The 20,075-nt window shown below is 63.4% G+C and carries 17 protein-coding genes; 9 read left to right on the top strand and 8 right to left on the bottom strand.

The window, feature by feature from the left end; genetic code table 11:
- Window positions 1–133: 133 nt before the first annotated feature.
- The 3 genes from rpmB to nadB all read left to right on the top strand — a co-directional run bounded on the left by rpmB (window position 134) and on the right by nadB (window position 2,406).
- On the top strand, window positions 134–367 hold the full coding sequence (gene rpmB, locus A3AC_RS0121415) for a 50S ribosomal protein L28 (protein ID WP_006050117.1): 234 nt from the start codon (window positions 134–136) through the stop codon (window positions 365–367).
- Window positions 368–377: 10 nt separating this feature from the next.
- Complete coding sequence (gene rpmG, locus A3AC_RS0121410) at window positions 378–545, top strand: 50S ribosomal protein L33 (protein ID WP_007180630.1); 168 nt, start codon at window positions 378–380, stop codon at window positions 543–545.
- 262 nt (window positions 546–807) lie between these two features.
- Window positions 808–2,406: an L-aspartate oxidase gene (nadB, locus tag A3AC_RS0121405; RefSeq protein WP_025601265.1), complete on the top strand. Its 1,599-nt coding sequence runs from the start codon at window positions 808–810 to the stop codon at window positions 2,404–2,406.
- A gap of 110 nt (window positions 2,407–2,516) precedes the next feature.
- On the opposite strand, the gene nadC is transcribed toward nadB, so the two are convergent.
- The 6 genes from nadC to purN form a co-directional block, all read right to left on the bottom strand.
- The gene (gene nadC, locus A3AC_RS0121400; protein WP_025601264.1) at window positions 2,517–3,446 is read right to left on the bottom strand and encodes a carboxylating nicotinate-nucleotide diphosphorylase; all 930 of its coding nucleotides are present in this window, start codon (window positions 3,444–3,446) and stop codon (window positions 2,517–2,519) included.
- Entirely contained in the window at window positions 3,446–4,585 is a 1,140-nt protein-coding gene (gene nadA / locus A3AC_RS0121395; RefSeq protein WP_025601263.1) for a quinolinate synthase NadA, read from the bottom strand. The genes nadC and nadA overlap by 1 nt, the downstream gene beginning before the upstream one ends.
- Before the next feature lie 129 nt (window positions 4,586–4,714).
- On the bottom strand, window positions 4,715–5,911 hold the full coding sequence (locus A3AC_RS0121390) for a DesA family fatty acid desaturase (protein ID WP_025601262.1): 1,197 nt from the start codon (window positions 5,909–5,911) through the stop codon (window positions 4,715–4,717).
- Between the two features lie 202 nt (window positions 5,912–6,113).
- Window positions 6,114–7,499, bottom strand: a complete 1,386-nt coding sequence (locus A3AC_RS0121385) for a mechanosensitive ion channel family protein (RefSeq protein ID WP_025601261.1) — start codon at window positions 7,497–7,499, stop codon at window positions 6,114–6,116.
- A gap of 87 nt (window positions 7,500–7,586) precedes the next feature.
- Window positions 7,587–8,846: an RsmB/NOP family class I SAM-dependent RNA methyltransferase gene (locus tag A3AC_RS0121380; RefSeq protein WP_025601260.1), complete on the bottom strand. Its 1,260-nt coding sequence runs from the start codon at window positions 8,844–8,846 to the stop codon at window positions 7,587–7,589.
- Window positions 8,843–9,496: a phosphoribosylglycinamide formyltransferase gene (gene purN, locus A3AC_RS0121375; protein WP_025601259.1), complete on the bottom strand. Its 654-nt coding sequence runs from the start codon at window positions 9,494–9,496 to the stop codon at window positions 8,843–8,845. Before purN ends, A3AC_RS0121380 begins: the two co-directional genes overlap by 4 nt.
- Window positions 9,497–9,612: 116 nt before the next feature.
- On the opposite strand from purN, the gene A3AC_RS0121370 reads away from it, so the two are divergent.
- The 6 genes from A3AC_RS0121370 to dut all read left to right on the top strand — a co-directional run bounded on the left by A3AC_RS0121370 (window position 9,613) and on the right by dut (window position 17,031).
- Window positions 9,613–10,608, top strand: a complete 996-nt coding sequence (locus A3AC_RS0121370; protein WP_025601258.1) for a bifunctional riboflavin kinase/FAD synthetase — start codon at window positions 9,613–9,615, stop codon at window positions 10,606–10,608.
- A gap of 166 nt (window positions 10,609–10,774) precedes the next feature.
- Window positions 10,775–13,612, top strand: a complete 2,838-nt coding sequence (gene ileS / locus A3AC_RS0121365; RefSeq protein ID WP_025601257.1) for an isoleucine--tRNA ligase — start codon at window positions 10,775–10,777, stop codon at window positions 13,610–13,612.
- Between the two features lie 11 nt (window positions 13,613–13,623).
- Entirely contained in the window at window positions 13,624–14,130 is a 507-nt protein-coding gene (lspA, locus tag A3AC_RS0121360) for a signal peptidase II (RefSeq protein WP_035475611.1), read from the top strand.
- Window positions 14,131–14,264: 134 nt separating this feature from the next.
- A complete protein-coding gene (gene coaBC / locus A3AC_RS0121355; RefSeq protein WP_025601255.1) occupies window positions 14,265–15,479 on the top strand; it encodes a bifunctional phosphopantothenoylcysteine decarboxylase/phosphopantothenate--cysteine ligase CoaBC in 1,215 nt (404 codons plus the stop codon).
- 71 nt (window positions 15,480–15,550) lie between these two features.
- A complete protein-coding gene (locus tag A3AC_RS0121350) occupies window positions 15,551–16,570 on the top strand; it encodes an LLM class flavin-dependent oxidoreductase (RefSeq protein ID WP_025601254.1) in 1,020 nt (339 codons plus the stop codon).
- 14 nt (window positions 16,571–16,584) lie between these two features.
- Complete coding sequence (gene dut / locus A3AC_RS0121345) at window positions 16,585–17,031, top strand: dUTP diphosphatase (RefSeq protein WP_025601253.1); 447 nt, start codon at window positions 16,585–16,587, stop codon at window positions 17,029–17,031.
- Between the two features lie 73 nt (window positions 17,032–17,104).
- Here dut and clpA read toward each other — a convergent pair whose 3' ends face one another.
- Window positions 17,105–19,402 carry an ATP-dependent Clp protease ATP-binding subunit ClpA gene (gene clpA, locus A3AC_RS0121340; RefSeq protein ID WP_013340284.1) on the bottom strand — a complete coding sequence of 766 codons (2,298 nt, stop codon included), beginning with the start codon at window positions 19,400–19,402 and terminating at the stop codon, window positions 17,105–17,107.
- Entirely contained in the window at window positions 19,399–19,713 is a 315-nt protein-coding gene (clpS, locus tag A3AC_RS0121335; protein WP_006050100.1) for an ATP-dependent Clp protease adapter ClpS, read from the bottom strand. Before clpS ends, clpA begins: the two co-directional genes overlap by 4 nt.
- Between the last annotated feature and the right edge of the window lie 362 nt (window positions 19,714–20,075).

Raw genomic sequence — 20,075 nt, 5'->3', positions numbered from 1 at the left:
TGCCTATTTCCAACCCCCTGTTCCGAAGCCACCAAGGCGTTCCGGAAAGGATACGTGCCTGATTTCAGCGCGACTCTTTTCGGGAAACTTTCACGGCGTTCGAACTCAGAATTAGCGTATTAGGAGTGCTCTCATGGCACGCGTATGCCAAGTAACTGGGAAAGCGCCGATGAGCGGCAACAACGTTTCCCACGCGAACAACAAAACCAAGCGCCGGTTCCTGCCGAACCTGCAAAGCCGCCGCATCTGGGTGGAAAGCGAAAACCGTTGGGTGCGTCTGCGTATTTCGAACGCCGGCCTGCGCCTGATCGACAAGAACGGTATCGACGCTGTGCTCGCAGATCTGCGCGCACGCGGTGAAGCCTAAGGAGTAAATCATGGCGAAAGGCGCACGCGACAAGATCAAGCTGGAATCGACCGCAGGCACGGGTCACTTCTACACGACCACGAAGAACAAACGCAACATGCCGGAAAAGATGCTGATCAAGAAGTTTGATCCGGTCGTCCGTAAGCACGTTGAGTACAAGGAAACCAAGATCAAGTAAGTCTTGGCTCCTGCCTTTTGACGAAGGCAAAGACATGTGCAGAAAGCCTCGCATTCGTGCGGGGCTTTTTTCTTTCTGGCTCGTCGTTTTGGCTTGATTTTGACCTATCAAAGCCGCCCGCGTGACCGTCCTCCCCGTGCCCGCATCGTCCTATACCATCCGGCCAGCTTTCCCTCGACCGTCGCGACGCGTATCCTTTCTCGTTTTAGCAGTGCGTGAATAGCGCGCTAGCACAGCAAAACGAAAGACGGAGATGCAAGCAATGGAATTCGATGTGGCGATTGTCGGTAGCGGTTTGGCGGGCCTGAGCGTCGCGCTCAACCTCGCAGAGACGCGGCGGGTTGCGGTGATCGCCAAGCGGTCAATGACCGAAGGCGCGAGCGATTGGGCGCAAGGCGGCATCGCCGCAGTGCTCGATTCCGCGGACAGCGTCGAAAATCATGTGCGCGACACGCTCATTGCAGGCGGCGGCCTGTGCGACGAAGCGGCGACCCGCTTCATCGTCGAAAACGGGCGTGCTGCGATCGAATGGTTGATCGAGCAAGGCGTGCCGTTCACGAAAGACGACGCCGCAGAACTCGGCTTTCACCTCACTCGCGAAGGCGGCCATAGCCACCGGCGGATCATTCATGCGGCCGACGCAACGGGCCACGCGGTAGTGACCACGCTGAGCGAGCGTGTGCGTCGACATCCGAACATTACGCTGCTCGAAGATCACTACGCGATCGACCTGATCACGTCCGACCGGCTCGGGCTGCCAGGCCGCCGCTGTCATGGCCTGTATGCGCTCGACGTGCAGAGCGGCCGCACAGTCACCATTGAGGCGCCGCACACGGTGCTGGCGACCGGCGGCGCCGGCAAAGTCTATCTGTACACCACGAACCCCGACACTGCGACGGGCGACGGCATCGCCATGGCGTGGCGGGCGGGCTGCCGGGTCTCGAACATGGAGTTCATCCAGTTCCATCCGACCTGTCTGTTCCATCCGTACGCCAAGTCGTTTCTGATCTCAGAGGCCGTGCGCGGCGAAGGCGGCCTGCTGAAGCTGCCGGACGGCACGCGTTTCATGCCGAATCACGACGAGCGCGCCGAACTGGCGCCGCGCGACATCGTCGCTCGCGCAATCGACTTCGAGATCAAGAAGCGCGGCATTGATTGCGTGTATCTGGACATCAGCCATCAGCCGGCGGGGTTTCTTCGCGAGCATTTTCCGACAATCCTCGCGCGCTGCCTGGAGTTCGGCATCGACATCACAAAGGAACCCATTCCGGTTGTGCCTGCAGCGCACTACACGTGCGGCGGCGTCGTCACCGACTTGGCGGGCCGGACCGACCTTGCGGGTCTCTATGCGGTCGGCGAAACATCTTGCACCGGGTTGCATGGCGCCAATCGCCTTGCCAGCAATTCGCTGCTCGAATGCCTTGTGATTGGCCGTTCGGCTGCGCGCGCCATCGAAGAAGAAGGCTTTAGCGGCGCGATTCATGCACCGTTGCCGGATTGGGATGAGAGCCGCGTGTCCGACCCGGACGAGGAAGTGGTGGTCGCGCACAACTGGGACGAGCTTCGCCGGCTGATGTGGAACTACGTCGGCATTGTGCGAACGGACAAACGGCTCGCGCGCGCGCGGCACCGGCTCGCCTTATTGCGCGACGAGATTCACGAGTACTACGCGAACTTCAAGGTGAGCCGCGACTTGCTGGAGTTGCGCAATCTGGTGGACGTGGCTTCGTTGATTGTCGACGGCGCCCGCTCGCGGCGTGAGAGCCGCGGCCTTCATTTCAGCCGCGACTGGCCGGCAACTCTGCCTAAGGCATTGCCGACGGTGCTTTCGCCCGAGCATGTGCGCAACCGCAACGTGTGACGTAAGCAGATGTGAGGGGATGGATGCAAAGAGTGCAAACGGTAACGCCATCGCAGCCCGCCCGGGCCGCAGATGGCGTTTGACGAGCCACGCGCTCGCTGAAGGCTGCGTCAGACGACTCGCAATGAGTAATCGGTCGCGCGCACGTCTTTGGTCAGTGCGCCGATGGACACCCGGTCGACACCCGTCTCGGCAATCGTCCGCACGGTGTCGAAGTTCACGCCGCCGGACACCTCCAACACCGCGCGCCCAGCGGTGATGCGGACGGCTTCACGCATTGCTTCGAACGAAAAATTGTCGAGCAGAATGGATTGCGCGCGATGCGCCAGAGCGATTTCCAGCTGCTCGAGCGTCTCGACCTCGATCTGAATCGAAACGCCGGCGTTGAGCGCAAGCGCTGCGTCCATGGCCGCGCCCACTCCGCCCGCCGCGGCAATGTGGTTTTCCTTGATCAGAATGCCGTCGTACAAAGCGAGCCGTTGGTTCGCCCCGCCGCCCACGCGCACCGCATATTTTTGCGCGAGGCGCAGGCCCGGCAACGTCTTGCGCGTGTCCAGAATGCGCGTGCGAGTATGGGCGACCGCGTCGACGTACCGGCGCGTCGCAGTCGCCACGCCGGACAGCAACTGCAGGAAGTTGAGCGCGTTGCGTTCGGCCGTAAGCAGCGCACGGACCGGCCCGCGCAGTTCGCACACCGGCGTGTCCGCGGTCATCCGGTCGCCTTCGCGATAATGCCACTGGGCTTCGATTCGCGGATCCACCTGCCGCAACACGGCGTTGAACCAGGGCGCGCCGCACAGCACCGCGTCCTCGCGGACGATCACGCGCGCGTCGCGCACTTCTTCTGCCGGGACGAGGCGGCCGGTCTGATCACCGCTGCCGATGTCTTCCGCAAGCGCGTCTGCGACGTTGCGCGCGAGCGCCGCGCCGAACGCCGCGCCGTACTGCGCGCGGATTTCGGCGAACAGCGGCGATACGGCGTCGGCCGGGCTATATGCGGCGCAACGGACTTCTGCCGGACTCTGCGCTACCGCGTTCATCAAGCTGCCCCCACGTTCGAATACAACTGCGCGTCGCGCGCCAGGTCGCCGCTGGCCTGCACACGCTTCTTGTGACGCGCCGCAAAGTCCAGCATCCGGTCGATCGGCACGCGCGCCCGCTCGCCAATAGCACGGTCGACGAAAATCTCGTTATGACCGCGCTCGAGCACATCGGCGAGATTCGCGAGACCGTTCATGGCCATCCACGGACAGTGCGCACAGCTCTTGCACGTCGCACTGTTGCCGGCCGTGGGCGCGGCAATCAGCGTCTTGCCGGGCGCGGCGAGCTGCATCTTGTGCAGGATGCCCAGGTCCGTCGCCACGATGAAATGCGTCGCGTCGAGCGTTCGCGCCGCGTCGATCAACTGGGTAGTAGAACCGACGACATCGGCGAGCGCCACCACGTTGGCCGGCGACTCCGGATGTACCAGCACCTTCGCGCCGGGATATTCGGCGCGCAGCAGATCCAGTTCGATCCCCTTGAATTCGTCGTGCACGAGACACGACCCCTGCCACAACAGCATGTCGGCGCCGGTCTTGTTCTGGATATAAGCGCCCAGGTGCCTGTCCGGCGCCCAGATGATCTTCTCGCCGCGCGCGTGCAGGTCGGCAACGATTTCCAGTCCAATCGACGAAGTCACCATCCAGTCTGCGCGAGCCTTCACCGCCGCACTGGTGTTCGCGTACACCACAACTGTGCGGTCCGGGTGGGCGTCGCAGAAAGCTGAAAACTCATCGACCGGGCAGCCGAGGTCGAGCGAACAGGTCGCGTCGAGGTCGGGCATCAGAATGCGCTTGTCGGGACTCAGAATCTTCGCGGTTTCGCCCATGAAGCGCACGCCTGCAACCACCAGCGTCTGCGCGTCGTGGTCACGCCCAAAGCGCGCCATTTCCAGCGAATCGGCCACACAGCCGCCGGTTTCGTCGGCAAGCTCCTGTAATTCGGCATCGACATAATAGTGAGCGACGAGCACGGCCTTCTCACGCTTGAGCAATGCGCGGATGCGCTCCTTCAGCGCCACCTTCTGCTCCGCCGACGGCGTGTCGGGCACTTTCGCCCACGCCTGTCCGATCCCGCAGGACGTGCCCTGCGCCTGCGGCCGATCGAATTCGATGGTCCTGATCGCCTGCTGATCCATAGTTTCCTCTGCCTTCGCTCTGCTGCCGCGGACTGCAATCTTGTCATGCTGCATTTTCGGCGGCCCAAAAAGCAAAACCCCGCCAACGCGGGGTTTTGTGACGTAACGAAATTTTAATAGATTTCGTGATCAAGCATAACGGCGCAGTCGCATCGCGAATTCCTGCAGTGCCTTGATACCGCTCGCCTCAGCACGGTGGCACCAGTCCTGCAACTGGACCAGCAACTGATCGCGCGACGCATTCGAGCGCTCCCACATTGCCGCGAGTTCATTGCGCATGTCGATGTAAGTCTTCAGCTTCTGGCTGTTCGCGAAGATTTGCGGCAACAGACGTTTCTGCGGCTCATCGAGCCCCGCTTCTTCCTTGTGGAACCAGCTGCGCGCGCCGCGCATGACCTGATACTTCTCGCGTGCGCCGACTTCCTTCAGATGCGCGAGCTCCTGACGATACGCGCGCTTCAGCGCCTTGCCGTAACGTGCCATCACTTCGTAGCGGTTGGCCAGAACGGCTTGCAGCGTATCCTGGTCGAGCACCAGCTTGCCGGTAGTGAGACGCGGCGTGGGCGCGACCTTCTTCACCTTGGCCAGGCGGAAAGCCGACATGATGCGGATGTACATCCAGCCGATGTCGAACTCGTACCACTTGTTCGAAAGCTTGGCCGAAGTTGCGTACGTGTGGTGATTGTTATGCAGCTCTTCGCCGCCGATGATGATGCCCCACGGGAAAATGTTCGTGCTGGCGTCCGACGAGTTGAAGTTGCGGTAGCCCCAGAAGTGCGCGAGACCGTTGACCACGCCGGCCGCCCAGAATGGGATCCACACCATTTGCACCGCCCAGACGGTCAGACCGACGACGCCAAACAGCGCGATGTTCAGCACCATCATCAGGCTCACGCCGAGAATCGGATACTTCGTGTAAACGTTGCGTTCCATCCAGTCGTTCGGCGTGCCGTGACTGAATTTGCGCATGGTTTCTTCGTTTTTCGCTTCGGTGCGATACAGTTCCGCGCCCTCCAGCAGCACCTTCCAGATGCCGCGCGTTTGCGGGCTGTGCGGGTCTTCTTCGGTCTCGCACTTGGCGTGGTGCTTACGGTGGATGGCCGCCCATTGGCCGGTCAGCATGCCGGTGGTCATCCACAGCCAGAAACGGAAAAAATGACTGACGACTGGGTGCAGCTCCAGCGCGCGATGCGCCTGGCAGCGGTGCAGATAAACCGTCACGCCGATAATCGTGACGTGCGTTACCGCGAGTGTGTACAGCACAAGTTGCCACCACGAGAAATGCATCAGGCCGTGGGCAAGGAAATCGAGCAAGGAATTCAACAAGGCAATTTACCTGTGGAACGAGAGACACGAGACGCGCGCGAACTGCGCGTGTCAAGAAAGTGAAAGCATACAGCGGGATTGGACGACATTCTACTGGAAGCGTTCCAAGTGTTTGTAACAAATAGGGATTTTTTGTGCGGCATCAACGAGCGATAGCCTGCGGCAAACGAATTTCGACTCGCCGCCGGCTTGCAAGTGCCCGTCAGAGAGCGTTATCCGCCTGATTGGCGGCCGGAGCGGTCATTGTTACCGGCTGCGGAACCCCGGTACCGGGATTCACGAGGTTGCCGGCATGCCCGAGGATGCGCACTTCGCGTTGCGCGAAAGGAATGGAAATGCCGTGCGCGGAGAAAAGCTGCCAGATATTGCGATTGACCGCCGAGCGCACGGCCGACGTGCCGGTCGCCGCATCCGCGATCCAGAAACCGAGTTCCAGGTTGATGCCGTCGGCGCCGAAGCCCACCAGGTAGGGCGTCGGCGCCGGGTCGGCCAGCACGCGCGGCACGCCCTCGGCAGCTTGCGCGAGCAGCGCCATGGCCTGTTCGACATCTGACGTATAGGCGATCTGCACCGCCGCCTTCGCATAGCCGCGCGTCAGATACGACGACTGGTTCTGCACCACGTCGGTAATCAGCTTCTCGTTGGGAATCAGCGTTTCGATGCCGTCGAGGCCGCGCACCACTGTGTAGCGGGTGCGGATCTGCGTGACCATGCCTTGCAGGCCGCTCACGTTGATCGTGTCGCCGATCCGCAGCGACCGGTCGATCAGGATGATGAAGCCCGACACGTAGTTGCTCGCGATCTTCTGCAGCCCGAACCCGAGCCCCACGCCGAGCGCGCCGCCGAACACGCCGAGCACGGTGATGTCGATGCCGACGAGCGACAGGCTGATGAGCACCGCCGCCAGCACGAAAGCCGCGCGGCCGACGCGCGCCACGACGACTTTCAGATTGGCGTCGAGCGTCGTGGCGCGCATTAGCCGGTCTTCGAACGCCGAGCCGAGCCACATCGCGACGATCATGGTCACGCACACCCACAACAGGCCCGTGGAAAGCGAGAGCAGCGTCATGTGGGCATTCGCGACGCGGAAGTGCACGCTCGCCATCCACGCGATCACGTCGTCCTGAATGCCCATCACGGTCAGGACCATGGCGACCCAGACCACCAGCGAGACAATCTTCTCGACGAGGAAAAGCCAGGGATGCGTCTCGCCATCCTGGCTGAACACGCGTCGCGCGAAGAAAAACACGATGTAAATCAGGCCGATGCCGAACAGCGGCACCAACGCCAGATCGAGCAGCGACGTGTGGATGAACTGGCCCGCGATCGCGCGCGCGAGCCACACCAGTACTGCGCCGATCAGCGGGAAAAACGCGCGGTTCAGGCTTTCCGCCCCGAAGCGCAGCGTCTCGTAGCGCGTCCGGTAGCGCGTCTGGCGGCGCAAGTCGAGCGCGCGGCGGGCGAGCCTCGCCAGCAGCCACGCGAGTGCGAGCGTTCCGAGCAGCACGCCGACTTGCCACAGCATGACGGGCTGCCCGAAGTCGCGCGCGAGGTCGCCGAACACGTGAGAAAAGATTCGGTTTTGCATGATGTCGCTGGAATGGCCGCTTCGCGCATGGGATGACACCCGACGCGCGAAGCCGGCCGACAGACCTATGGCATACAGTTCCGCCGCTCAGCTCTGCCGTTCGAGGACGGCGGCGAAAAACCCGTCCGTCGCATGACGGTGCGGCCAAAGCGACAGGTAATCGCCCATTTCAAGGTCGATACGCTGCTCGGCGAGCACCTCGCGCGCCGGAACGAGCGCGAAGTCCGGGTGATCCGCGAGGAACTGCTGCACGACCGCTTCGTTTTCCGCTTCCAGAATCGAGCAGGTCGCGTAGACGAGACGGCCGCCCTTCTTCACGAGCCGCGCGGCGCTCGCCAGAATCGACGCCTGCTTGGGCGCGAGTTCCGCCACCGATTCCGGCGACTGCCGCCATTTCAGATCCGGATTGCGGCGCAGCGTGCCGAGGCCGCTGCAAGGCGCATCCACGAGCACGCGGTCGATCTTGCCGGCAAGGCGCTTGATCTTCGCGTCGTGTTCGCTGTCGATCAGCACCGGATTCACGTTCGACAAGCCGCTGCGCGCGAGGCGCGGCTTGAGCTTGGCGAGGCGCCGCTCGGAAATGTCGAACGCGTACAGACGTCCGGTCGAGCGCATCGCCGCGCCGAGCGCGAGCGTCTTGCCGCCCGCGCCCGCACAGAAGTCGACGATCATCTCGCCGCGCTTGGGCGCCACCAGCGAGCACAGCAACTGGCTGCCTTCGTCCTGCACCTCGAGCCAGCCTTGCTGGAATGCGTCGAGCTTGGTGAGCGGCGGCTTGCCGGCCACCCGCACGCCGAACGGCGCGAACGGCGTGGCGCCCGCTTCGATGCCCGCCTTCGACAGCGCGCCCAGCACCTCGTCGCGGCTCGCCTTGATCGGGTTGGCGCGCAGATCCAGCGGCGCCGGGTAATTGAGCGCGGCGGCCAGTTGCGCCAGCTCGGCGGCTCCAAAGCGCTTTGCGAGCGCCTGATGGATCCAGTCCGGCAGATTCAGGCGAATGCGCAGCGGCAGGCTTTCCGGATCGATCGTCGCGACGTGGTCGAGCCATTTCGATTCCGCCTCCGAGACAAACGGCTTAAGCGCCGTGCGGCCGGCCGTCTGCATGAGGCCGAGCAGGGCCATGCGGCGTGCCGGGCTGCCCGTGCCGCTTTCGGCCAGATGCGCGAACTCCATGCGCCGGCGCAGCACTGCGAACACCGCTTCGGCGATCACGCCGCGCTCGCCGTGGCCGAGCTTCGGATGCGCGCGGAAGAACCGGCTGGTGGTGGCGTCGGCGGGACCGTTCAGTCTTAGGACTTCGGCCAGCAACGTCTCAGTTTGTCCAATCAGGAAACCATGTAATCTCATGCGCCCTCTCCGGCGGTTTGACCGGCAAAGAGCCATTGCGGCTCCGGCGGCGTAAGCGTGACGCGCAGGCCGTCCAGAGCGAGGCGCCCTTCGACGAACCAGCGCACCGCGCGTGGATAAATGATGTGTTCGGTTGCAAGCACGCGTTCGGCGAGCGTCGCGGGCGTGTCGCCGGCCACGACGGGCACCGCGGACTGCACGACGATCGGCCCGTGATCGAGCTGCGAGGTCACGAAATGCACCGACGCGCCGTGCAGGCGCACACCTGCGTCGAGCGCCTGCTGGTGCGTCTTCAGCCCCGGAAAACTCGGCAGCAGCGAGGGATGCACGTTTAGCATGCGCCCCGCATAACGGTCGACGAAACCGGCGGTCAGCACGCGCATGAAGCCTGCGAGCACGACGAGGTCCGGCGAGACGCTGTCTATCTGTTCAGCGAGCGCCGCGTCGAAGCGCTCGCGATCGGGAAACTGGCGGTGGTCGATCACCGCCGTGGCAATGCCGTGAGACGCCGCGAACGCAAGGCCCGCGGCGTCAGGACGGTTGGCAATCACGGCGGCGACCTGCGCCGGCCAGCCTTCGTTGGCACACGCGCGAACGATGGCTTCCATGTTGCTTCCCCGCCCTGAAATCAGGATGACGAGTTTTTTCATGCGCGGATTTTATCATTCGAGGACACGCGATCCGCGACGCGCCGCCGCCCGCTGCGCCGAGCGTTTATAATCGATTGTTTTGCGGCACCCTGCCCGACCTACCCCGACGCGCTATCGTGAGAGTCTTCCGCGGTCTTCCCAACGCCGAGAGCCGTGCGCCCTGCGCACTGACCATCGGCAACTTCGACGGTGTCCACCGCGGCCATCAGGCTTTGCTCGCGCACGTGCGCGCGGCCGCCGACGCGCGCGGCCTGCCCGTCTGCGTGATGACCTTCGAGCCGCACCCGCGCGAATTCTTCAACCCGGCGGGCGCGCCGCCGCGCATCGCGATGCTGCGCGACAAGCTGGAGGCGCTGCGCACCAACGGGGTGGACCGCGTCGTCGTCGAGCACTTCAATCACACGTTCGCGAGCCAGTCGCCGGATGCGTTCGTCGAACGGATCATCGTCAACGGGCTGCACGCGCGCTGGGTAATGATCGGCGACGACTTCCGCTACGGCGCAAAGCGCGCGGGCGATTTCGCGTCGCTCAAGGCGGCGGGCCAGCGCTACGGTTTTGAAGTCGAGCAGATGGCCACGGTGGCCGATCCGTCGGGCGCGCGCATTTCCAGCTCGGGCGTGCGCGCCGCGCTGGTGGCGGGCGATCTCGACGCGGCGCGCGCCGCGCTCGGCCGCGACTATCTGATCAGCGGCCACGTCGTGCACGGCATGAAGCTCGGGCGCGATCTCGGCTTTCCCACGCTCAACCTGCCGATCGCGCACAAGCGTCCGGCGCTCGCGGGCATTTTCGTCGTGCGCGTGCATGGTGTGACTGACGAACCGCTGCCCGGCGTCGCCAGTCTCGGCCTGCGCCCCACCGTCGACGATTCGGGCCGCGTGCTGCTCGAAGTGCATCTGCTCGACTGGCACGGCGACGCTTACGGCAAGCTGGTGCGCGTCGAATTCCTGAAGAAGCTGCGCGACGAGGAAAAGTACGTCGACCTCGAAACGCTCACCGCCGCGATCGCACGCGACGTCGCCAATGCGCGTGCGTGGTTTGCGGCCGTCGGCGCGGGCACGCCCGGCAGCCGCTCCACCGGTTTCGCCACGTCGGCCACCGACCGAATTAGATAGCCGCCGCGGTCCCTGCGCGTTAAATGCCGCATGGACCTTTGCTGCGCGCATCGGAAGGCGTCCGCGCAAAAAAGCGCGACATGCCCGCCGGGCGCGCCCAACGCTCTCGCGCATCGTGCGCAACCCGCGCCCGATGCGCTTATAAAGAATTCACCGCGACCACATCATGAGCAACAAGAAAGCCGATTCGAAACCGCAGTCACGCTACCCGGTGAACCTGCTCGACACGCCGTTCCCGATGCGCGGCGACCTGCCCAAACGCGAGCCGCAATGGGTCAAGGAATGGCAGGAACGCAAGGTCTACGAGAAGATCCGCGCCGCTTCCAAAGGCCGCAAGAAGTTCATCCTGCACGACGGCCCGCCGTATGCGAACGGCGACATCCACCTCGGCCACGCGGTGAACAAGATCCTGAAGGACATGATCGTCAAGGCCCGCAACATGGCGGGCCTCGACGCCGTCTACGTGCCGGGCTGGGACTGCCACGGCATGCCGATCGAAATCCAGATCGAGAAGCAGTTCGGCAAGTCGCTGCCCGCCGCGGAAGTCATGCAGAAGGCGCGCGCCTATGCAACCGAACAGATCGAGAAGCAGAAGCTCGGCTTCCGGCGTCTCGGCGTGCTCGGCGAGTGGGACAACCCGTACAAGACCATGAACTTCGCGAATGAAGCCGGAGAAATCCGCGCGCTCGCGAAGATCATGGAAAAAGGCTATGTGTTCCGCGGCCTGAAGCCGGTCAACTGGTGTTTCGACTGCGGCTCGGCGCTTGCCGAGGCGGAAGTCGAGTACAAGGACAAAACCGATCCGACCATCGACGTTCTGTTCAGCTTCGCCGAGCCGGAGAAAACGGCGCAAGCCTTCGGTTTGAATGCGCTGCCGCGCAACGAAGGCGGCATCGTGATCTGGACCACCACGCCGTGGACCATTCCCGCGAACCAGGCGTTGAACCTGCATCCGGAAATCGTCTATGCGCTCGTCGACACGCCGCGCGGCCTGCTGATCCTCGCCGAAGAACGCGTCGAAGCCTGCCTGAAGGCATACGAACTGGAAGGCGCGGTGATCGCCACCACGCCGGGCGCGAAGCTTGTCAATCTGCGCTTCAATCATCCGCTCGCGTCCGCGCATCCGGGCTACAAGCGTACCGCGCCCGTCTACCTCGGCGACTACGTGACGACGGAAACCGGCACGGGCATCGTGCACTCGTCGCCGGCGTATGGCGTGGAAGACTTCGTGTCGTGCAAGGCGCACGGCATGGCCGATTCGGACATCATCAATCCGGTAATGGGCGACGGCCGCTACATCGAATCGCTCGCGCTGTTCGGCGGCCTGTCGATCTGGGCGGCGAATCCGCAGATCGTCGAAGCGCTGCAAGGCGCCGGGTCGCTCCTGCGCACCGAGAAGTACACGCACAGCTACATGCACTGCTGGCGCCACAAGACGCCGATCATTTATCGCGCGACGTCGCAATGGTTTGCCGGCATGGACGTGAAGCCGAACGACAGCGACAAGACGCTGCGCGAAACGGCGCTCGAGGGCATCGAGAATACGGCGTTTTATCCGGCATGGGGTAAGCAGCGCCTGTTCAGCATGATCGCGAACCGCCCGGACTGGACGCTCTCGCGCCAGCGCCAATGGGGCGTGCCGATGGCGTTCTTCGTGCACAAGGAAACCGGCGAACTGCATCCGCGCACGCTGGAGTTGCTCGAAGAAGTCGCGAAGCGCGTGGAAGAAGCCGGTATCGAGGCGTGGCAAACGCTCGATCCGCGCGAGCTGATCGGCGACGAAGCAAACCTGTACGAAAAGAACCGCGACACGCTCGACGTGTGGTTCGATTCAGGCACCACGCACTGGCACGTGCTGCGCGGCTCGCACAAAGACGAACTGCAATTCCCGGCCGATCTGTATCTGGAAGGCTCGGACCAGCATCGCGGCTGGTTCCATTCGTCGCTGCTCACGGCCTCCATGCTGGATGGACGCCCGCCCTATAACGCGCTTCTTACGCACGGCTTCACCGTCGACGGCGAAGGCCGCAAGATGAGCAAGTCGCTCGGCAACGGGATCGATCCGCACGAAGTGGCGAACCGCCTCGGCGCGGAAATCATCCGCTTGTGGATCGCTTCGACCGATTACTCGGGCGAACTCGCCATCTCTGAAGAGATCCTGAAGCGCGTGACCGAAAGCTATCGCCGGATTCGCAACACGTTGCGCTTCCTGCTCGCGAATCTGTCGGACTTCGACTACGAGAAGAACGCGCGTCCGGTGGAAGACTGGCTCGAGATCGACCGCTATGCGGTGGCGCTAACGGCGAATCTGCAGAACGACATCCTCTCGCATTACGACAAGTACGAGTTCCACCCAGTGGTCGCCAAGCTTCAGACGTTCTGCTCGGAAGACCTCGGCGGCTTCTACCTGGACGTGCTCAAGGACCGCCTGTACACCACGGCGGCGGACTCGGTCGCGCGCCGCTCGGCGCAGACCGCGCTGTATCACATCGCGCAAGGCCTGCTGCGTCTGATGGCGCCGTTCCTCTCCTTCACCGCCGAAGAAGCGTGGAAGGTGTTCCAGCCGAACAGCGAAACCATCTTCACGGAGACGTACCACGTGTACCCGAGCGTGCCGGACGCAGGCGCGCTGCTCGACAAATGGGCACTGTTGCGCGTCGCGCGCGGCGACGTGACGAAGGCGCTGGAAGAGGCGCGCGTCGCGAACCTGATCGGCTCGTCGTTGCAGGCGGAAGTGGAAATCCGCGCGAGCGGCGCACGTTACGACGCGCTGACGAGCCTCGGCGACGACCTGAAGTTCGTGCTGATCACATCGGCCGCGAGCGTCGTGAAGGTGGAAAGCGAAGCGGAAGAAGGCGTCGAGGTAATCACGTCGAAGTATCTGAAGTGCGAGCGCTGCTGGCACTACCGCGCGGATGTCGGCGCGAACGCAGAGCACCCCACGCTGTGCGGCCGCTGCGTCAGCAACCTGTTCGGCAACGGTGAAGCGAGGAGCGCGGCATAATGGCGAGAACCATGGCGAAAACCACATCGAAAGCTTCCGTCGGAAACAGTTCGCTGGCGCCTTGGCTTGGCGTTGCACTGATCGTGATCCTGTTCGATCAGTTGACGAAAATCGCGGTGCAGAAGGTGTTTGCCTACGGCGTTCCGCACGAGGTCACATCGTTCTTCAATCTGATTCTCGTGTACAACCGCGGCGCCGCTTTCAGTTTCCTTGCCATGGCGGGCGGATGGCAACGCTGGGCCTTCACCGGGCTCGGCGTGATCGCCGCGCTGGTGATCTGCTATCTGCTCAAGCGTCACGGCGCGCAAAAAATGTTCTGCACGGCGCTCGCGCTGATTCTCGGCGGCGCGCTCGGCAATGTGATCGACCGGCTCGCCTATGGCCACGTGATCGACTTTCTCGACTTTCATGTGCGCGCGTGGCACTGGCCGGCGTTCAATCTCGCCGACAGCGCGATCACGATCGGCGCGGTCCTGCTTGTGATCGACGAGTTGCGGCGCGTGCGCGGTTCGCGCTAACGGCGCCTCGTTCAACAGCGCGCGGCGGGTTTGCTCTGTCAAATCCGCGGCTTTCGCGCCGCAAGTCCGCTTTGACGGCCGGCAACGGTGCAAGCGCGCCGCGCTCGGCCACCACGCTTTGTCGGAGGCTTTCGTTGGCAACCGCAGAACTCGCAGGAAAACACCTCGTCCTCGGCATGACGGGCGGCATTGCCTGCTACAAGATCGCCGAACTCACGCGTCTCCTAACCAAAGCCGGCGCGACCGTGCAGGTGGTGATGACGGAAGCGGCCACACAGTTCATCACTCCCGTCACCATGCAGGCGCTCTCCGGCCGTCCGGTCTACACGAGCCAGTGGGACGCGCGCATTCCGAACAACATGGCGCACATCGATCTGTCGCGTGAAGCCGACGCGATCGTGATCGCGCCCGCCTCCACCGATTTCCTCGCCAGACTCGCGCATGGCATGGCCGACGACCTGCTCGCCACGCTGTGCGTCGCGCGCGATTGCCCGCTGCTCGTCGTGCCCGCGATGAACCGGCAGATGTGGCAGAACCCGGCGACGCAGCGCAACGTCGCGCAACTGCGCGCCGACGGCGTTGAAGTGCTCGGCCCCGACTCCGGTCCCCAAGCGTGCGGCGAAGTCGGCGACGGCCGCATGCTGGAAGCCGCGGCGACCTATGAAGCGATTGCATCGTTCTTCGCGCCCAAGATTCTTTCGGGCCGCCGCGTGTTGCTCACCGCCGGCCCGACGTTCGAACCGCTCGATCCCGTGCGCGGCATCACGAATCGTTCGAGCGGCAAGATGGGTTTTGCGCTCGCCCGCGCCGCGCAACAGGCCGGCGCGGAAGTGCACCTCGTCGCCGGCCCTGTCGCGCTCGAAACGCCGTGGGGCGTGTTCCGCGAAGACGTGCAAACCGCCCAGCAGATGCACGACGCGGTCATGCGCTCGGTGGCGGATGCGGACATCTTCATCGGCGTCGCGGCTGTCGCCGACTGGCGCGTCGATCAGGCGAGCGAGCACAAGATCAAGAAGGCAGCGGACCGCGCGCTCCCCACTTTTTCGTTCGTCGAGAACCCGGACATTCTGGCCTCCGTCGCGGGCTTGCCGCATCCGCCGTTCGCTGTCGGCTTCGCTGCCGAAAGCGGCGATCTGGAAGTGCATGGCGAAGAAAAGCGCGTGCGCAAGAAGGTGCCGCTTCTGATCGGCAATCTCGGGCCGCTCACCTTCGGCATGGACGACAACGAGGTGATCCTGTTCGAGGCCGGCGGCGCTACCCGGCTACCGCGCGCCGACAAGCAGACGCTCGCACGCGCGTTGATCGCCGAGATCGCGAAGCGTCTGCCCGACACCAGTCTGATTCGCTGAGCCCGCGCGGCGCGCCGCGCGGCGATCGCGAAGCGAAGAGAAGCGAACCGAAGCACCAGGAGCACACCGACATGACGCTACTTTCCGTGCTCGATCAAACGCCCGTCATTGCAGGGCACTCGGTGGCGGACGCAATTGCCGCCACAGTCGAACTCGCGCAGCTCGCCGACGACCTCGGCTACACGCGCTACTGGTGCGCCGAGCACCACGGCTTGCGCGGCGTGTCGAATCCGTGTCCCGAAGTGATGCTGGCTCGCCTTGGCAGCGTCACACGACACATCCGGCTCGGCTCCGGCGGCATCATGCTGCCGTACTACAGCCCCTTCAAGGTCGCGGAACAGTTCATGATGCTCGAGGCGCTGTTCCCGAACCGTATCGACCTCGGCGTAGGGCGCGCGCCCGGCGGCGACATGCGCACCGCGCAAGCCGTGGCCGCCGGCGACTACAACCGCGGCGAATTTTTCGCTCAGCAAGTGGCCGACCTGGTGGGACTCATGCACGGCGCGCTGCCCGCCGATCACGTCGCGCAAGGCGTGCTGCTGCAACCGCATGTCGCTACGCGTCCACAACTCTGGATGCTCGGCTCCAGCGAATTCGGCGGCCTGCTCGCGGCGCAGTTGGGCATTCGCTTTGCGTTCGCCCATTTCATCAATGCGCATTTCGGGCATCAGGTCGCGCATGCGTATCGCGAGCGTTTTCAGGCGAGTCAGGAGGCGCAGCAATCGTATCTGGCCGCCGCCGTCTTCGTGATTTGCGCGGACACCGAACAGGAAGCAGCGAACCTGGAAAAGGCCGTCGACCTGCGTCGCGTGCAGATGGCGTATGGCCTGAACGAGCCGATCCCGACCATCGAACAAGGCATCGCGCAGGAGTACGGCGAGCGCGAGCAACTGGTGATCGACCGGGAAAAGCCGCGCAGCATAATCGGCACGCCGCAAGTCGTGACCGAGCGGCTCCACGCTTTGCGGGAACAGTTCCAGGCGGATGAACTGATCGTGCTGACCGTTGCGGGCAGCTACCGCGCGCGGCTGCGTTCCTATGAACTTCTCGCCGAAGCGTTCCAACTCGAGCGCCCGGCTTCAACACCTTAACTCTTCGAACCTGCATGAATCTCGACCTCAAGATCCTCGATGCGCGCATGCGCGACCAGCTTCCCGCCTACGCGACCTCCGGCAGCGCGGGCCTCGACCTGCGGGCGTGTCTGAACGAACCGCTGACGCTTAAGCCCGGCGACACCGCGCTTGTGCCGACGGGGCTCGCCATTCATGTCGGCGATCCCGGCTACGCCGCGCTGATCCTGCCGCGTTCGGGCCTCGGCCATAAGCACGGCATCGTGCTGGGCAATCTGGTCGGCCTGATCGATTCGGATTACCAGGGTGAACTGATGATCTCGACCTGGAATCGCGGCGAGACCACCTTCGCGCTGAATCCGATGGAGCGTCTTGCGCAACTCGTGATCGTGCCGGTTGTGCAGGCCAAGTTCAATATCGTCGATGAATTCGCGCAAAGCGAGCGCGGCGCGGGCGGCTTCGGCAGCACCGGCAAGCACTGAGCCGCGGCAGCATAAAAAAACGGCGTGGACTCGAAAGTCCACGCCGTTTTTGTTTTGCCGACTGCCGGAACGCTTACTCGACTTCGACCGCTTCCGGATTCGGATTGCGCGGCGCCGGATGCTCGTCGAAGGTCAGTTGCACCTTGTCTTCCGCATCGACGTCGACCGACACACGACCGCCATTCATCAGCTTGCCGAACAGCAGCTCGTCGGCCAGCGCGCGACGGATCGTGTCCTGAATCAGACGCTGCATCGGGCGTGCGCCCATCAACGGGTCGAAACCGTGCTTGGCGAGGTGCTTGCGCAGCGCGTCGGTGAAGAGCGCGTCGACCTTCTTCTCGTGCAGCTGATCTTCCAGCTGCATCAGGAACTTGTCGACCACGCGCATGATGATTTCTTCATCCAGCGCACGGAAGCTGATGGTCGCGTCCAGACGGTTACGGAACTCCGGCGTGAACATGCGCTTGATGTCGACCATCTCATCGCCGGTTTCGCGGCGGTTCGTGAAGCCGATCACCGACTTGCCCATTGCCTCGGCGCCCGCGTTCGTCGTCATGATGATGATGACGTTGCGGAAATCCGCCTTGCGCCCGTTGTTGTCCGTCAGCGTGCCGTGGTCCATGACCTGCAGCAGCACGTTGTAGATGTCCGGATGCGCCTTCTCGATTTCGTCGAGCAGCAGCACGCAGTGCGGCTTCTTGGTGACGGCCTCGGTCAGCAAACCGCCCTGGTCGAAACCGACATAGCCCGGAGGCGCGCCGATCAGCCGGCTCACCGCGTGACGTTCCATGTACTCGGACATGTCGAAGCGGATCAGTTCGATGCCGAGCGTGAACGCCAGCTGCTTCGCCACTTCCGTCTTGCCGACGCCCGTGGGGCCGGAGAACAGGAATGCGCCGATCGGCTTGTCGAGCTTGCCCAAGCCCGCGCGCGCCATCTTGATTGCGGCCGACAACGCGTCGATAGCCGGGTCTTGCCCGAACACCACGCTCTTCAGATCGCGATCCAGCGTTTGCAGCTTGCTGCGGTCGTCTTGCGACACGCTTTGCGCCGGGACGCGCGCGATCTTCGAGATGATTTCCTCGATCTCGTTCTTGCCGATGGTCTTTTTCTGCTTCGACTTCGGCAGGATGCGTTGGGCGGCGCCCGCTTCGTCGATCACGTCGATCGCCTTGTCCGGCAGATGGCGGTCGGTGATGAAGCGTGCCGACAACTCCGCCGCCGCCGACAGTGCGCCCGACGAATACTTCACGCCGTGATGCTCTTCGAATCGCGACTTGAGACCACGCAGAATCGCAACCGTCTGCTCGACCGACGGTTCCGTCACGTCGACTTTCTGGAAACGGCGCGACAAGGCCGCGTCTTTTTCGAAGATGCCGCGATATTCGGTGAACGTGGTCGCGCCGATGCACTTGAGCGTGCCCGACGAGAGCGCCGGCTTCAGCAGGTTCGACGCGTCCAGCGTGCCGCCCGACGCGGCGCCCGCGCCGATCAGCGTATGAATTTCGTCGATGAACAGAATGGCGTGCGGACGCTCCTTCAATTCCTTCAGAACCGTCTTCAGGCGTTGTTCGAAGTCGCCGCGATACTTAGTGCCGGCGAGCAGCGCGCCCATGTCGAGCGAATAGACCTGCGCGTCAGCCAGAATGTCCGGTACTTCGCCGCGCGTAATGCGCCAGGCGAGCCCTTCGGCGATTGCCGTCTTGCCGACGCCGGCCTCACCGACCAGCAGCGGATTATTCTTGCGACGGCGGCACAGCACCTGCACCACGCGCTCGACTTCGGACTCGCGCCCGATCAGCGGATCGATGCGGCCGTCTTTCGCCATCTGGTTCAGATTCTGCGTGAACTGGGCGAGCGGCGTTTCTTTCTGCGCGGCGGCTTCGTCCGACTCGGCATTCGCGTCGCTCGCTTTCGCGGCGTCCGAGCTGCTCGTCTTGGCGATGCCGTGCGAAATGAAATTGACCACGTCCAGACGCGTCACGCCCTGCTGCTGCAGGTAATACACCGCATGCGAGTCCTTCTCACCGAAGATCGCGACCAGCACGTTCGCGCCGGTCACTTCCTTCTTGCCATTCGAGGTGGACTGCACATGCATGATCGCGCGCTGGATCACACGCTGGAAACCCAGCGTGGGCTGCGTGTCGACGTCGTCCGTGCCGGGCACGGTCGGCGTGTTGTCATGAATGAAGTTGCGCAGGTTCTGGCGCAGATCCTCGATATTGGCCGCGCATGCACGCAACACCTCCGCCGCTGTCGGGTTGTCCAACAGTGCCAGCAAAAGATGTTCGACCGTTATGAACTCGTGCCGCGCCTGGCGTGCTTCCATGAACGCCATGTGCAGGCTGACTTCCAGTTCCTGGGCAATCATGCTTCCTCCATCACACACTGCAGCGGATGCCCGGCCTGCCGTGCGTGGGTAACGACTTGCTCGACTTTGGTCGACGCGATGTCCCGCGTATAGACCCCACAAACTCCCCTGCCCTCGCGATGCACCTTCAACATTACCTGTGTTGCGGTTTCACGATCTTTATTGAAGTATTCCTGCACGATCATCACGACAAATTCCATTGGCGTGAAGTCGTCATTCAGCAGCACCACCTTGTACATGGATGGCGGCTTGAGCTTTTTCTCCTGCCGCTCCAGTACGGTGCCGTCCTGCTTGTCCGGGATAATCGCCATACACCCATTCTAAACAACTAGGACAGGCCCGCAATCCTGTCAAAACCCGGCCAGCCGGCCAGTGAACCCGAACGCTGCCGCCCGGCGGAAATGCACCGCCCGCGTGCGCCAATCAACGAGCCGATTGCGGAGCCGGCCCCGATCCTGATCATGCTTTGCGGCCCGTTGCGCCGCAGTCGGATCGAGTATCGCACAACCTGCCGGAGCCGGCTGAGCGCAGCCCGCTCGCGCCACCGGCAGGGAGTCACCCGCAGAACAGCATGTGAGACGATTATGCGACTTTTCAAGACAGCCCGCTTGCGCAACCGCACATAACGAAAGCGGGAAAAACCCTGGAAACCGCCTGTTTGCAACGCTCGCAA

Origin of the sequence: Burkholderia sp. WSM2230 (assembly GCF_000472445.1) — a bacterium.
Classification (GTDB): Bacteria; Pseudomonadota; Gammaproteobacteria; order Burkholderiales; family Burkholderiaceae; genus Paraburkholderia.
Note: the sequence above shows the minus strand (reverse complement) of the source record. Positions and strands in the feature narration are given on the sequence as shown.

Bases quoted from the DNA above. Each gene is read 5' to 3' on its own strand.
- A3AC_RS0121380 (WP_025601260.1), bottom strand. From the start codon at position 8,846: ATGAGATTACATGGTTTCCTGATTGGACAAACTGAGACGTTGCTGGCC.
- nadA (WP_025601263.1), bottom strand. From the start codon at position 4,585: ATGGATCAGCAGGCGATCAGGACCATCGAATTCGATCGGCCGCAGGCG.
- dut (WP_025601253.1), top strand. From the start codon at position 16,585: ATGAATCTCGACCTCAAGATCCTCGATGCGCGCATGCGCGACCAGCTT.
- lspA (WP_035475611.1), top strand. From the start codon at position 13,624: ATGGCGAAAACCACATCGAAAGCTTCCGTCGGAAACAGTTCGCTGGCG.
- nadC (WP_025601264.1), bottom strand. From the start codon at position 3,446: ATGAACGCGGTAGCGCAGAGTCCGGCAGAAGTCCGTTGCGCCGCATAT.
- clpS (WP_006050100.1), bottom strand. From the start codon at position 19,713: ATGGCGATTATCCCGGACAAGCAGGACGGCACCGTACTGGAGCGGCAG.
- clpA (WP_013340284.1), bottom strand. From the start codon at position 19,402: ATGATTGCCCAGGAACTGGAAGTCAGCCTGCACATGGCGTTCATGGAA.
- A3AC_RS0121350 (WP_025601254.1), top strand. From the start codon at position 15,551: ATGACGCTACTTTCCGTGCTCGATCAAACGCCCGTCATTGCAGGGCAC.
- nadB (WP_025601265.1), top strand. From the start codon at position 808: ATGGAATTCGATGTGGCGATTGTCGGTAGCGGTTTGGCGGGCCTGAGC.
- rpmB (WP_006050117.1), top strand. From the start codon at position 134: ATGGCACGCGTATGCCAAGTAACTGGGAAAGCGCCGATGAGCGGCAAC.
- A3AC_RS0121385 (WP_025601261.1), bottom strand. From the start codon at position 7,499: ATGCAAAACCGAATCTTTTCTCACGTGTTCGGCGACCTCGCGCGCGAC.
- ileS (WP_025601257.1), top strand. From the start codon at position 10,775: ATGAGCAACAAGAAAGCCGATTCGAAACCGCAGTCACGCTACCCGGTG.
- rpmG (WP_007180630.1), top strand. From the start codon at position 378: ATGGCGAAAGGCGCACGCGACAAGATCAAGCTGGAATCGACCGCAGGC.
- purN (WP_025601259.1), bottom strand. From the start codon at position 9,496: ATGAAAAAACTCGTCATCCTGATTTCAGGGCGGGGAAGCAACATGGAA.